Genomic DNA, 13,341 nt, shown 5'->3' with positions numbered 1-13,341 from the left:
TTTAATCCTCAAGTAAAATTCCTGCAAGTTTTCTATACAAATCTGCTTGAGATGAATCCGGTGCATATTCCACAACAGTCATGCCGGCATTTTCAGCCTTTTGGACAATCGGGTCACGGTTAATCCTGGACAAAACCTTTGTATTCATTTCTGCAGCCGCTTTTTCCACAATCTCATCTTCATTTTCAATATTTTTTGCATTGAATATGAGTCCTTTCAATGCTGCATATCCGCGTTTTGAATAATTTTTAACCGCCTGAGATATGTTATCTGCCGCATACAAGGACATCATCTCGCCGGATGTTACAATACACACCTCATCTGCATATCCCTGACGAATCGGCAGGGCGAACCCTCCACAGACCACATCTCCTAAAACATCATAGAGAATAATATCTGGATGATATTTTTTATATGCCCCAAGTTCCTCCAATTGTTCAAACGCAGTAATAATACCGCGACCTGCACAACCCGATCCCGGCTTTGGGCCTCCTGCCTCTACGCACAAAATTCCGCCGGATCCACAGTAAACAATATCGTCCAGACAAATGTCATTCTTTTTCTCCCGCATAACTGAGAGAACAGATGGAATCGGATCCCCGCGGGTAAGATTTCTTGTTGAGTCCGCTTTTGGATCGCAGCCAATCTGCATGACCGTGAATCCCTGTTCAACGAGAGCCATAGATATATTTGAGACACAGGTTGATTTTCCGATTCCGCCTTTTCCATAAAATGCAATTTTTTTCATTCATAACTCCTTATTTTCTGATGGATATTGGTAATATGTATTGATGGATTTTGGTTCCGTCTGAAACATTTCCAATCATTACATTCACCCGAAATGCATCGCGAAGATGCTGTTCTGTAATAATGTCAGGCGTATTGCCGCAGATAGTCTCTCCATTCCCGAGAAACATCAACGCCTTGTTAGAGATACGCAAAGCATGTTCCGGATAATGAGTATTGATGATGCAGGCTATCGTTTTTGAAAGATCATGTATTTTTTCCAGAATCATGAGTTGGTTGTGATAATCCAGATTTGATTCAGGTTCGTCCATAATCAATATTTTTGGCTCAGTTGCAAGTGCCCGGGCAATTAAAACCAGTTGCATTTCTCCCCCGGAAAGTGTTTTACAAGAGCGGTTCGCTAAATGTGTGATTCCAAGAGTCTCCATGGCACGTTCGGTAATTTCCATGTCAGAATCGCCTGGTTCTTTGAAAAAAGGAAGATGGGCACTTCGTCCAAGCATAATCATGTCGCGAGCAAGATAGTTGAATGCCGATGATTTTGCCTGCGGAACGTAAGATACCTGCCTCCAGAATTCTTTGGACGGTAGTGTTGAAATGTCGGTCTTATCCAGATATGCATGTCCTTGTTTCCAAGGAAGCATATTCATAATACATTTCAGTAACGTTGTTTTTCCAATGCCGTTTGGTCCAAGAATTGCGAAGACATCCTGGTCATTCACCGTGAAATTAATATCTTTAAACAAATAATCATCATGATAGCCAAAACATCCTTTTTGAATTGTTAGTTTCATAGCCATGATCTCGCTTTTTTAAGAAACAGATATGCAAATAATGGCGCTCCGATCAATGCTGTCATAATAGACAACGGAATTTCTGATGGTGATATTGTTCTGCAGAGTGTGTCGATTATCAGAAGATAGCAGGCTCCAATGCTAATGCTTGCTGGAATAACATAGCGATTATCTGAACCAACCAGCATTCGGGCAACATGAGGTATCACTAATCCAACCCATCCAATTTGTCCGCATAGTGATACTGTCGCTGCGACAATCAATGTTGCAGCGATGATTATTGTCCACCTGGTACGTTTTGGATTGATTCCGCATGATTGGATCTCCTCCTCACTTAACGCAAGGATATTTAAACGCCATTTCATTATCCAGATAATAATGATGCCAAGAAGCAACAGCGGTGCTGCAATCACAATTTTTTCATAATTCGCCCCTGCCAAACTGCCCATAAGCCAAAAGGTAATTTCAGGAAGTTTCAGCAGAGGGTCGGCGGTATATTTTACCAATGAAATCATCGCTGTAAAAAATCCGGAGACGATGATGCCGGCAAGCACTATCATGAGGATCGAATCGGTTTTTGCCGCTTTACTTAAAGCAAATGTAATCCCAATCGCCGCGAGACCAAAAATTATTGCAAGAATCTGAACAATGAACATATTTTCAAAGAGCAAAAGACCAAGTGCTGCGCCAAAGGCAGCTCCCGATGAAACCCCGATGATATCCGGTGAAGCTAAGGGATTTGAAAATGTTGACTGAAACGCTGTGCCGGCAATGGCAAGACCTGCTCCTACAAAGAGAGCGAGAAGGATTCGCGGAAGCCGGAGGTTGAGAACAACTGATTGGATGGTCGTTTCAACGGGATATCCAAAAAATGCCAGAAACGCTCCATAGACATCAATGGGGTTGATCCAGTATCTCCCAACACAGAGGGCAAGACAAGCTACTGCTATCGGAAGAAAAAATAAAAAAATGAAAAATGATTTTTTTGAGACAGTTTTCATCTTAATGGAGTCTTACTGCAATGTATTCGGGATTCAGGAATCCTTTGATGTCTTCATCTGTCGCAGTATAGTTGAAAAATTCTTTGAAGAAGTATGAGGTTTCTTCTTCCATGTCAAGATCTTTGAACAGATCTGGATGGTTAATCTGTGCCATCCACTGAAGGACGAGTCCATCTTCGAGAGACGGCGCATAGGACATGTAGGTTGCATAGGGGAAGATGTATACCTGTTTGTTTTTGACTGCACTTACCTGACTCCAGTCGTAACCGGCAATGGTATTGTTGTAGAGGTCGGAAGGCAGAGCATTCTGGGAGTTGGCAAAGTAGATAATTTCCGGGTCCCATGCAATAATTTGTTCCATGTCAACTGGTTTGAGTCCGGAAAGTTCGGAAGCAACGTTTTCTGCTCCGGTTGCATTCAACCAGTATTCAGAATAGTGCCCGCTTCCTGCTACCTGCAAGGTTCCTTCTTTGTAGGTAAAGATGATTAATGCACGCGGTTTTTCGTTGTCAGTTACTGTGTCGATTTTTTCAGCGACTTTTTCCTGAACTTCGGTGTTATAAGCGATGAGGTCATCGGCTTTGTTGGTCTCTCCAACTATTTTTCCTAATTGATTGAGCCAGAGGTCGAGTTGAGTAAATACGTTGTAACCAGTGGCGCCAAGTGAGGTGGTGAATCCGACTGCAGTAAGATTTGCATCTGTGAGAAGGGCATATTCATCCTGACGTGATCCGGTGTAGATGACAACATCGGGATCAAGTCGGAGAATTTCTTCGATGTTGATAACAGTTCCCTGAACAAATCCGGTTTCTACAGAGTCAAGTTCTGGATAAATCGTTGACATAACTCCTGATTTTGCGTAGGTGATACCTGCCGAGTTTGCACCAACCAGTTTGTCGGTTCCATCCATGTAGTAGACATAAATGGGCACCATCGGCGACATGGAAGTGATAATCACTCGATCAACTGATTCAGGGAGGGTGACGTTGTTTCCTGCAAGGTCAGTGAACGTTGTGCCAGGACCAATGGTTGGCTGACTTGTTCCAATACATCCGGCAATTGCGCATATCGCAATAATGATCACTATGATAAGTGGGAGATAAACATTTTTTTTATGTGTCATAATATTATCTATAATATTGTTTGACGTATTTGATATTAATAAAACACTATATATTATTACTATATATTGCAGTATAAAAAAATGATATGTGATATATTTTAATAATCTAAGCTTTGGTAATATTTTGGAGTGATCTCTTTTTGGTAAATGATTGCAGAGTTGACTGAATCCATGCTTTTCTCTCTCCAAATTGATTCCTGGAGATTTTTATCATAACGAAAGTGTCATTTTTCTTGCTTATACGTTCAAAAGGGTGTCGATAGTATTTTCCAAGTGTTGAACTCCCTTGTCCGTTATCAAAAATGACAATCAGTGGTAGTTTATAATCTGCAAAAATAAACCATAATATATATGACTGAACTACCGGACTACTGCCAAATCTGGGATGAAACCTATACACGTGCTCTTGAAGGAAAACTCAACCCGGGCGATACAGAAGACAGTTTCTGGTCGGACCAGGAAAATGTCGACCGGTTCGTCAAGCATCTTCTTAATAAAAAAGGCGGCAAGATCGAGGATAACATTGCATCAATGAACATCCCGCCGGGATCCACCGTCCTTGACATTGGTGCCGGACCCGGAACCCTCGCTGTCCCTCTTGCCTGTGCCGGCTGCCGGGTAACCGTCATCGAACCATCCATTCCGATGGGTGAGGCGATGGAGAAATACCGGATGCATATGCACGCTCCGGAGATCGCCGGGATCCGCAAACGCTGGGAGAATGTAACCCCGGAAGAGGCAGGCAGTCATGACTTTGTGATCGCGTCAAGATCGCTTATGTTTGGCAATCTCCGGGAAAACATGCTTAAGATGGACGGTGCTTCAAAGAAAGGTGTCCATATCTACTGGTATCTGACCTCAAAATCCTCATCATGGGGACATGAAGATCTCTGGCAGAGTCTGCACGGAAAACCGTATTACAGTGCACCGAATGCATCCGTGCTCTGGAATGCATTGAATCAGCTTGACATCAATGCAAATATCAACCTGAAAACCGAGACGAATGGTCATCTCTATTCGACCGTTTTGGACATGCAGGAGGATTATTACGGCCGTTTGTCGGCATCGGAACCTTGGCAGAAGGAGATCGTGAACGCGTATCTCGCGAATAAATTCGAGAAGACCGATGCAGGAGTCCGTGTTCCAAGCACATCGTACCTTGCTCATATCTGGTGGGAAAAATAGATTGAAAAATACCTCAAAAAAATGTGAAAATTTTTCTTTTTTTATACGAACAGCATTATAAGAATGCACATGGCTACGATCTGGAACAGCCAGACTGCAATACCGAATGGAAGCAGCTTTTTACCGGTTGAAAGAGTATCTTTCAGATTCATCGATAGACCAACACCTGCCATTGCGATCGTCAGAATAGTTACTGAAATATTTGTGATGAGTGCCTGGATCGCTTTTCCCGGATCATAAAAGAAATAAATCACCAGGCTCATCAAAACAGCCATTATAACGAACAGTATCAGAAATCCCTGGATTTTGGCTTTTTCCGTAGGACAGGACCCGTTCACCTGCTTCTTCTGACGTCTGCAGTACATCCAGCCAAACACGGTTGCGACCACCACAAGCATGGCAACCCGGATCATTTTATAAGCAAGTGCCAACGCCCCAACGTCAGAACCCGTGATCGAGTAGTAGAGGTCTGCCGCCGGGATGACATTCCCGATTTCATGCAGAGTCCCTCCGATGAAAACCTCTGCCTGCGTGGGAGTCATTGAAAGAAAAGACGCGATTGCCGGGATGACAAATACGCCGACGATCCCTAAAAGGCTGATAACGCCGACCACTGCATCAACATGTTTCTTGTCGGCATTGATTACCGGAGCTACCGAAAGCGTTGCTGAAACGCCGCAAATTCCATTCCCGGTGCCGGTGAGGACGGCTGCATCCCACGGAAATTTAAAGCCTTTTCCGATGAGCATTGCCACAATCAAAACTCCTGCGAGAACGCAAAGGATGATGATGAGACCTACAAGAGAACCGGTCATCAAAACATCATAGGTAACTCTGGCACCCATCAGGATGATGGCGATACGCAGGATGTATTTCCCGGCGTATGACCCTCCTGCTTCGAATTTCCTGACATTGATAAAAATGCAGATGATGAGGGCAAGGACGATCGGTCCTATTTTTGAAAGGAAATAAAACACCGGATTATCAGTGAACAACTCTGCCGGAAGAATCCTGAACCCGCCTTCCCAGAGCGTACCCCGCGTAAGGAGATATGAAACGAGAGCAACTATGATGCAGACGAGAATCCCTGGAATCAAACCCCGATGGAACCGGAAGTAATCCCTGAAATCTTCCCGATATGAACTCATAGAATATTATTGTATTGATACAGGATAAGAATTTGGAAAGTGAAAGTTTCATTTTCCCTTGCAAACTATTCCATTTGAAAAACTTGGATGGTGATGACATTGTTTTTCCCTCCCTCAGATGAACAAAAACCCGTTATATAATCACGGATAATATATGGTCATATGAAAATCATCGGATTATCTGGATCTGCAGCACCGAAGAGCAGTACGAAAAAACTGATCGAAGCGGCTCTTGAAGCTGCAATGGAAAAAGGCGCCGATGTCGAGTTCATCAACATCGCGAAACTAAACATCAAAGGATGTCTGGGCTGCACAGAATGCAAAAAGGACCAGACCACATTCTGCTGCCAGAAGGATGACATGGCAGGACTCTACACCAAACTCAATGAAGCGGATGTGATCCTGCTCGGATCCCCGGTGTATTTTGGAGATATAACCGGACAAAGCAAATGCTTCGTTGACCGGATGTATGCATATCTCGGTCCGGCCGGTTCCAGGCTGAAGAAAGGGAAGAAAGCTGCTGCGATCATTACTCAGGGTTTTACGGACGAAACGCATTATCCGATTGCAGCAGAACATCTGACCAAAGGCTTTGAGAGCTGCGGTGCAGATGTCCTTTCACCGGAATTCTTCGGCGGGCTCCACAACGCAGATGAGGTCACGGATGCACAGCTTGCACGGGCAAAAGCATTTGGTGAAAAACTCACTGAATAAGGAACAACTTCTTTTTTTCATTCTCTGAACGCTGAATAGTTTTTTTCACAAGGTACCTAAACTGAAAAGCTAAAAAGAGATCCAATATACCTTTTTACGATACCGGGTGTAATAATATACTCAGACGATATTCAATAATCCAAACAGTTTGGTTTTGAATAGTTATGCATTTACGGAAAAATAGCGAGCTATGATCATTCTCTATATTCTCATAATCTTCCTTGCGGCGGCCTGCCTCTATCTTTTTTTACTCTACCCCGGGAAAACCAGAAAAGAGAGGATGCTTGTCTTTGGACAATACCGCATTGCGCACAGAGGGTTATTCAACAATACAACGTCAGCTCCGGAAAATTCCCTGTCCGCATTTCAAAAAGCGGTTGATGCCGGTTTTGGGATCGAATTGGATGTGCAGCTGACCAAAGACCGCGAGGTGGTCGTTATCCATGATGAAGATCTGCATCGCACGTCCAAGGTCGATACAAAGATTGCAGATTGTACCTATGCTATGCTTCGAGAGTACAGGCTGTTTCAATCAGATGAAAAGATACCTAAATTTTCTGCAGTCTTATCTCTGATAAACAGGACTGTCCCTCTCATCGTTGAACTGAAAAACACTTCTTCATCTGATTATGCAGAACTGTGTGAAAGAACAGCTGCATGTCTTGATACGTATAACGGGTTATTTTGTATCGAATCGTTCAACCCCATGATAGTTCATTGGTTCAGGATCAATCGCCCGGACTATTTACGGGGCTTTTTAAGTACGGATTATCATAAGGAACTGGCGTCCCTCACGTGCGTTCAACTGCCGAAACTGACATTTTTAGAGAAATTTACTCTCACAAATTGTTTGATGAATTTTTATATCAGACCTGATTTTATTGCCTACAACATTCATTATAGAAATCAATTGTCTTATCGGATCTGTACCGGATTATTCGGCATAGTTAAAGTCGGGTGGACGATCCGCAGTAAAGAAGAATTGGATACAGCAAAATCCTCTTTTGATGTGATCATCTTCGACTCGTTTCTGCCTTAACGCAAACTGAGCGTTCAGCAGGTTTTTTCCGTGAAGATCCGGTCCAGACATCCAAGTTTGGGTATAAAGAACTTCACGATAAGGCCGACCAAAACTGCCGCAACGATCGTTCCTTCCCGCACGCCCACTAAATCGGCAAACAGTATCCATGAAATGACGACCGCTGTCATTACCATTGTGCTGTCGAATCCTACTTTGGTATAGCCGAACTGAATCTTCGAGACCAGCGATAACGCTCTTACGAGAGCGTCCCCTGCCATCATCAGAAGATTTGCTTTCAGGAGCAGGGCAATACCAAATGCGACCAAAACACAACTCATGAGACAGAATATCCATTGGAATACATAACCGGTAATAACGAGATCTCCTACGAGGATCATCGCGAGATCAGTGAATATACTGAATACGAATATGAGCGGGATCTGCAGCCACTGATAGGTTTCAAACTTTTCTTTCAGCAGGAAATACTGAAAAACAACAAACAGACAGTTCATGAGGAAGGTGAACGTTCCAAAGGAGAGAGGAAATCCCTGGCTCAGAACATATGGCACGCATGAGATGGGGGTCGTCCCAAGGCCTGCTTTGGTGGAAACGGCGATGCCGAGCGACATGATAAAGAGACCGAGGATCATCACCGTTATCCGAATGGCAGTATCTTGTTTCATGATGCACGGAAGTTGATATAGGTTGGACGGTCTGGTATTTATGCGGGACGGGATGATCGACAGGGATACTGCTATAATACGGGAAATCAATAATTATCGTATGGAAAGCCGTATTGCAACTGAGTTAGGAGGAGCATTTGGGCCGATCGTGTTTCTGCGGACAGATACCTGTCCTTCAGACGCGATTTCCCCAAAAGAGGGGGCACGAAGAGGATGTGTGATGGGATTTATTTCGCATGTTATCAGAGATCGAAAGACGGCAGTTTTCACGAAAGAAACATGTCTTTGTGCCGGGGCAACGGCAGGTCTCTGTTTTGGGAACGGTTACGCGGCAGCAATTGGAGGCGTAGATACATTTGCGGCATTTTTCTCGTATGGTCTTGAGTCGGCGAAGGATCCGGAGATGTATCAGAAATTTTGTGATCGGATGCCGGAAAACATCCGACGGAAATTTCTGGAGGGTGAACGGATGCACGCAGATTTTGAGACGGCAAAAGCATTCATTAATAATGAAGTCACTGTGATACCGCCGATTTCAGGGAAATATGCCGTGTTTAAGCCGCTGGAGGATCTTTTGGACGGAGAGATCCCTGTCTCGGTGATCTTTACGGTGAATCCTGTTGAGCTTGCGGCTCTGATGCATCTCGCGGGTTCGCTTCCGGGCGGGAACGGGCTTTATGCATCGTCACGGATGTCGGCATGTCAGGCACTCGGAAGCAAAGTTTTGCAGGAATCAAAGAAGGATGTGCCGAACGGCGTTCTCGGTATGACGGATCTTGCGGGTCGCGGGCATTGTCGAAATGTTATCCCGAATGAGTATATGACCTACGCGGTTCCCTGGGAAATGTTTCTTGCAATGGAGGCGGTAGCGCCGAAGAGTTTTTTCCAGACGATGATCTGGGAGAAGTTCAAGGAGTGAGGGGGAATTAACGAACTCGAAACGCGAGAGATGAGGGATATTTTTCTTTTGCGGAATTTTGCTTATATTCGCGCATGGTTATGTGTGGTTGTGGTTGGTTTTTTCTGCATCTACACAGATCCTTCGCTCTCCTGAATCTGACAACTCTTTCTTCACCTCGCACTCCCGTTTTTTTCTCTTAATCCGGCATATTTCACTGGGTTTTTATAGCGCTCTTTCCATATCTAACCATATTGTTTAACAATACCTCTATATTTCGGAATTATTATATACACCTCCCCCTTAAGTCTTACATGTAGGTATAGTCAGATTATTTTGTGTTAATATGTCAATAGAACGGATTACATGGCAGAAATCATGCCTGAAAAATGATCTGTCCCAAAAAAGATTTATTATCATTGGATTCCCATACAGTGCCTTAAGGACGTACTATGTCAACAAAACCTTCGATTAATTATAAGTTATCATTAACCGCATTCATCCTGATTACTTTTGCAGCTATCATGAGTATGCGTACCTTCCCATCGCAAAGTGAGGTGGGCTGGCAGTCGATCTTTTTCTGCCTCCTTGCTTTCGTCGTATACCTCATCCCTGCCTCCCTGGTTTCGGCTGAACTAGCCACAGGCTGGCCGCAGGAAGGTGGTGTCTATGTATGGGTAAAAGAGGCATTTGGAGAGAAATGGGGTTTTACGGCCATATGGCTGCAGTGGTTCCAGATGACGATCGGATTTATCAGTGTTCTGACCTTCATTGCTGCAACATTCTCCTACATCATCAACCCGGAGCTTGCGAATAACAAATTATATCTGTTCGTTTTCATTGTAATTGTCTGGTGGGGTCTGACCTTCCTGAACTTCAGGGGCCTTAAAGCATATACCAGAATCAGTTCCGTCTCCGTTGTCTTAGGAACTTTCATTCCGGCAGCCATACTTCTTGTTGGCGGAGCATGGTACATCTTCTCCGGACACCCTGTTCAGCTCACTCTCCAGCCGACGGTCGCAGACCTCATTCCTGACTTTTCATCCCTTTCCAATCTGGTCATGCTCGTCACCTTTGTCTTTTTGTTCATCGGTATCGAGATGACCGCAAGCCATGCACGGGATATCAGCAATGTCAAGAAAAATTACCCGCTTGGTATCTTTACCGTCGGTTTGGTCATCACAGCGGTAAGTATCATTGGTGCACTTATCGTCGCATTACTCGTGCCGGCAGACAACATCAACCTTCTTGCAGGGATCATGCAGACCTTTGAAGTAATCTTTGCCGGTCCGTTCTCATGGCTGGTCATGATCATCGCTCTGCTCATTGCAATTGGGGCGATCGGTCAGGTCTCTACATGGATCTTAGGGCCGGTCAGAGGTCTTTTTGCGACAGCCAAAGAAGGAACGCTTCCTCCTCTCCTTCAGAAGAAAAACAAGAACGACATCCCGGTAAATATGCTCATCCTCCAGGGAATACTTATCACCTTCTGGGGAGCGGTCTATGCCCTTGCTCCCGGAGGAGTAAACAGCTCTTTCTGGATGCTCTTTGCTCTGACGACAACCGTATACATCGTCATGTATTTACTGATGTATGCTGCAGCAATCAGGCTCAGATACACACGTCCAGACGTTCCAAGGGCATTTAAAATCCCCGGCGGAAAGGCAGGAATGTGGCTTGTCGGAGGATTTGGATTTCTGATGATGACCATCCTCTTTATTGTCGCAATGCTGCCTCCAACCCAGATTTCAGAGGGCGGCGGCTATGTGGCATTTATGATCATCGGAACGGTTGTCGTCGCAGCCATACCTTTAATCATCTATGCCTTCAAAAAGCCCGAGTGGAAGCAGAATCAACCTGAGACTAAAGAATAATTATTGAAGATACCATGACAAATACTGAAAAAAACAGCACATCCCCCTGCGTAAATGAAGATGCCCTCAAAGTGAAGGCTCTCTTCCTGGGGCCAAAGTCCGAGAACCGCGATTATTTCAAGAATATGCTTAATTTCCTGATGGATGAGCATATGCACTGGAGAAGTGACTTCCATCCTGAAGACAGGATGGTCTCCTCTCCAAAGGAGATGAGAAGCGAGGAGTACCAGACAACACTTGACCGCACATCTGAAGTGCTCATGCAGCTGTCGAACAAACTTAAAGAAACTTCAATGCCCTGGTTTTCATCCAGATACCTCGGTCACATGAATTCCGACACTCTGATGGTGGCTAACCTCGCTTATATGGCGACGATCCTCTACAATCCAAACAACGTGGCATATGAAGCATCAACCGCGACGACTCCGATGGAAATCGAAGCCGGAAAGGACATGGCCACGATGCTGGGTTTTGACCCCGAACAGTCATGGGGGCATATCACTACCGACGGTACCATTGCAAATTATGAGGGTCTGTGGATGGCACGAAACCTCAAATCGTTCCCACCAGCGGTGAAAAAGATCCGGGCCGACCTTGTGCCGGGGCTTGACGACTGGCAGATCATGAACATGAGTACCAGCCAGGTTCTTGACCTTATTGGGAAAGTGAAAGAAGCAGGATGTTTCGACGAGGTAAGAAACGAAAGCGCCAGAGGTATCGGCGCCGGTGATGGTAGGCTTGGCGTGGTACTGGTTCCTCAGTCCAAACATTATTCATGGGTGAAGGCTGCCGATGTTCTCGGGATTGGAAACAAGAATCTTATCCAGGTGCAGGTAAATGACCAGTATCACATGGATATCGATACGCTCAAGAGTATCATCGATGATCATGTCGCACGAAAGGTCCCGATCCTTGCTGTTGTCGCCGTTGTTGGAACGACGGAAGAGGGTGCCATCGATGAGATCGACAGGATCGTAAAATTACGCGGGGAGTATGAGAAACAGGGTATCAACTTCTACTTCCACATCGATGCAGCCTACGGCGGCTATTCAAGAGCTCTCTTCCTTGACGAGAATAATCGTTTCATGGAGTTTAAGGAAGTAAAAGAACGCCTCAGTGCCGACGGGATATTTGTACACGAACATGACTACCCGCTAAAAAAGATTTATGAGTCATATAAGGCAATACCGGCTGCTGATTCGATAACCATCGATCCGCATAAGATGGGATATATTCCCTATTCTGCCGGAGGCATTACCATTAAGGACAGGCGTATTCTCGATCTTATCTCGTACTTTGCCGCATATGTCTTTGAAGCGGGAGAGGATTCGCCAACCCTGCTTGGAAGCTATATTATGGAGGGATCAAAGGCTGGGGCCACGGCAGCTGCGGTTTGGGCAACACACAGACTGATCCCGCTGAATGTAACCGGGTACGGCAGGATTATCGGCCGAAGCATCGAAGGCGCCCAGATGTTATCCAAGGCGCTGGATAAGACAAAATACCTGACGGTGAATGGAAGAAAATTCCAGGTGGAAACTCTTGCGGAAAAACCCGACTTCAATATCGTGTGTTTGGCTTTCAACGAGGTGGGGAATACAAATCTGGATGCCATGAACAATTTAAACCAAAAAATCTACGACGAATCTTCCTACGTCAGCGGACCTGTGTATAAAAATGACTGGATCACCTCGAAGACTGCCCTTGCCCGGGAAGACTACGGCAATGCTCCGAGAAACTTCGTGAAGCGGCTCGGCATCCCGGAGGGAGAATGGGACCGTGTCGGATCGGTGTATGTGCTCCGTGTCTGCCTGCTCAATCCCTTCATCTCCCATGATGAGCATTTCGATGTAATGTGGTCCAAATTCCTTGACATCCTCAAGGAAAAGATTGCTCAGACAATTACCTGCGATGTAAAGTGCTGATCGGTATCAGCCCGGCTTTTCCAAAGCCCGGGCATTTTTTCAGTTATGCAGAAATCCCTTTTTTTTGATTTTTACCCCTCATCACGTCCCCCTCGATAAACTGCCGCTACACTTTTCGGAAAAGGGTTTTCAGGTATTTTGTGCCCGTCATATTTCATATATGACGACGCTGTCTTCTTTGGAAACGATTATACCGGAAAGAGGCGGGAAAAATACGGCACGAACATA

12 protein-coding genes are annotated in these 13,341 nt (G+C 45.1%); 6 read left to right on the top strand and 6 right to left on the bottom strand.

Annotated elements, in window-relative coordinates; translation table 11 throughout:
* Position 1: 1 nt before the first annotated feature.
* From Q7J08_RS01545 to Q7J08_RS01530, 4 genes are read right to left on the bottom strand one after another with little or no spacing between them, the layout of a single operon-like run.
* The gene (locus tag Q7J08_RS01545) at positions 2–748 is read right to left on the bottom strand and encodes a nitrogenase iron protein NifH (protein WP_304909929.1); all 747 of its coding nucleotides are present in this window, start codon (positions 746–748) and stop codon (positions 2–4) included.
* A 10-nt stretch (positions 749–758) separates the two neighbouring features.
* A complete protein-coding gene (locus Q7J08_RS01540) occupies positions 759–1,541 on the bottom strand; it encodes an ABC transporter ATP-binding protein (RefSeq protein WP_304909928.1) in 783 nt (260 codons plus the stop codon).
* Positions 1,538–2,542, bottom strand: coding sequence for an iron ABC transporter permease (locus Q7J08_RS01535; RefSeq protein ID WP_304909927.1), 1,005 nt, complete (start codon positions 2,540–2,542; stop codon positions 1,538–1,540). The genes Q7J08_RS01540 and Q7J08_RS01535 overlap by 4 nt, the downstream gene beginning before the upstream one ends.
* Position 2,543: 1 nt before the next feature.
* Positions 2,544–3,665 (bottom strand): ABC transporter substrate-binding protein, encoded by a 1,122-nt coding sequence (locus Q7J08_RS01530; RefSeq protein ID WP_304909926.1) that lies wholly within the window; start codon positions 3,663–3,665, stop codon positions 2,544–2,546.
* Between the two features lie 351 nt (positions 3,666–4,016).
* On the opposite strand from Q7J08_RS01530, the gene Q7J08_RS01525 reads away from it, so the two are divergent.
* Positions 4,017–4,850 (top strand): class I SAM-dependent methyltransferase, encoded by an 834-nt coding sequence (locus tag Q7J08_RS01525; protein ID WP_304909925.1) that lies wholly within the window; start codon positions 4,017–4,019, stop codon positions 4,848–4,850.
* A gap of 41 nt (positions 4,851–4,891) precedes the next feature.
* On the opposite strand, the gene Q7J08_RS01520 is transcribed toward Q7J08_RS01525, so the two are convergent.
* A complete protein-coding gene (locus Q7J08_RS01520) occupies positions 4,892–5,998 on the bottom strand; it encodes a YeiH family protein (protein WP_304909924.1) in 1,107 nt (368 codons plus the stop codon).
* 162 nt (positions 5,999–6,160) lie between these two features.
* On the opposite strand from Q7J08_RS01520, the gene Q7J08_RS01515 reads away from it, so the two are divergent.
* Both Q7J08_RS01515 and Q7J08_RS01510 read left to right on the top strand, forming a co-directional pair.
* Complete coding sequence (locus Q7J08_RS01515) at positions 6,161–6,712, top strand: flavodoxin family protein (protein ID WP_304909923.1); 552 nt, start codon at positions 6,161–6,163, stop codon at positions 6,710–6,712.
* A gap of 190 nt (positions 6,713–6,902) precedes the next feature.
* The gene (locus Q7J08_RS01510; RefSeq protein WP_304909922.1) at positions 6,903–7,751 is read left to right on the top strand and encodes a glycerophosphodiester phosphodiesterase family protein; all 849 of its coding nucleotides are present in this window, start codon (positions 6,903–6,905) and stop codon (positions 7,749–7,751) included.
* Between the two features lie 14 nt (positions 7,752–7,765).
* Here the strand turns inward: Q7J08_RS01510 and Q7J08_RS01505 are convergent, their stop codons facing one another.
* Entirely contained in the window at positions 7,766–8,416 is a 651-nt protein-coding gene (locus tag Q7J08_RS01505; protein WP_304909921.1) for a YitT family protein, read from the bottom strand.
* Between the two features lie 100 nt (positions 8,417–8,516).
* On the opposite strand from Q7J08_RS01505, the gene Q7J08_RS01500 reads away from it, so the two are divergent.
* The 3 genes from Q7J08_RS01500 (at position 8,517) to Q7J08_RS01490 (ending at position 13,113) form a co-directional block, all read left to right on the top strand.
* Entirely contained in the window at positions 8,517–9,335 is an 819-nt protein-coding gene (locus Q7J08_RS01500) for a DUF169 domain-containing protein (protein WP_304909920.1), read from the top strand.
* Between the two features lie 431 nt (positions 9,336–9,766).
* On the top strand, positions 9,767–11,188 hold the full coding sequence (locus tag Q7J08_RS01495) for an amino acid permease (RefSeq protein WP_304909919.1): 1,422 nt from the start codon (positions 9,767–9,769) through the stop codon (positions 11,186–11,188).
* A 14-nt stretch (positions 11,189–11,202) separates the two neighbouring features.
* Positions 11,203–13,113, top strand: a complete 1,911-nt coding sequence (locus Q7J08_RS01490) for a pyridoxal-dependent decarboxylase (protein WP_304909918.1) — start codon at positions 11,203–11,205, stop codon at positions 13,111–13,113.
* Positions 13,114–13,341 lie beyond the last annotated feature (228 nt).

The sequence above is a fragment of the Methanocorpusculum sp. genome, from assembly GCF_030655665.1.
Lineage (GTDB): Archaea > Halobacteriota > Methanomicrobia > Methanomicrobiales > Methanocorpusculaceae > Methanocorpusculum.
The sequence above is the reverse complement of the archived record's forward strand: the minus strand, read 5'-3'. Positions and strand labels throughout refer to the sequence as shown.

Excerpts from the sequence above, each read along its gene's own strand:
- Q7J08_RS01525 (WP_304909925.1), top strand. The coding sequence starts at position 4,017 with ATGACTGAACTACCGGACTACTGCCAAATCTGGGATGAAACCTATACA.
- Q7J08_RS01490 (WP_304909918.1), top strand. The coding sequence starts at position 11,203 with ATGACAAATACTGAAAAAAACAGCACATCCCCCTGCGTAAATGAAGAT.
- Q7J08_RS01495 (WP_304909919.1), top strand. The coding sequence starts at position 9,767 with ATGTCAACAAAACCTTCGATTAATTATAAGTTATCATTAACCGCATTC.
- Q7J08_RS01530 (WP_304909926.1), bottom strand. The coding sequence starts at position 3,665 with ATGACACATAAAAAAAATGTTTATCTCCCACTTATCATAGTGATCATT.
- Q7J08_RS01540 (WP_304909928.1), bottom strand. The coding sequence starts at position 1,541 with ATGAAACTAACAATTCAAAAAGGATGTTTTGGCTATCATGATGATTAT.
- Q7J08_RS01500 (WP_304909920.1), top strand. The coding sequence starts at position 8,517 with ATGGAAAGCCGTATTGCAACTGAGTTAGGAGGAGCATTTGGGCCGATC.
- Q7J08_RS01510 (WP_304909922.1), top strand. The coding sequence starts at position 6,903 with ATGATCATTCTCTATATTCTCATAATCTTCCTTGCGGCGGCCTGCCTC.
- Q7J08_RS01505 (WP_304909921.1), bottom strand. The coding sequence starts at position 8,416 with ATGAAACAAGATACTGCCATTCGGATAACGGTGATGATCCTCGGTCTC.
- Q7J08_RS01520 (WP_304909924.1), bottom strand. The coding sequence starts at position 5,998 with ATGAGTTCATATCGGGAAGATTTCAGGGATTACTTCCGGTTCCATCGG.
- Q7J08_RS01545 (WP_304909929.1), bottom strand. The coding sequence starts at position 748 with ATGAAAAAAATTGCATTTTATGGAAAAGGCGGAATCGGAAAATCAACC.
- Q7J08_RS01535 (WP_304909927.1), bottom strand. The coding sequence starts at position 2,542 with ATGAAAACTGTCTCAAAAAAATCATTTTTCATTTTTTTATTTTTTCTT.
- Q7J08_RS01515 (WP_304909923.1), top strand. The coding sequence starts at position 6,161 with ATGAAAATCATCGGATTATCTGGATCTGCAGCACCGAAGAGCAGTACG.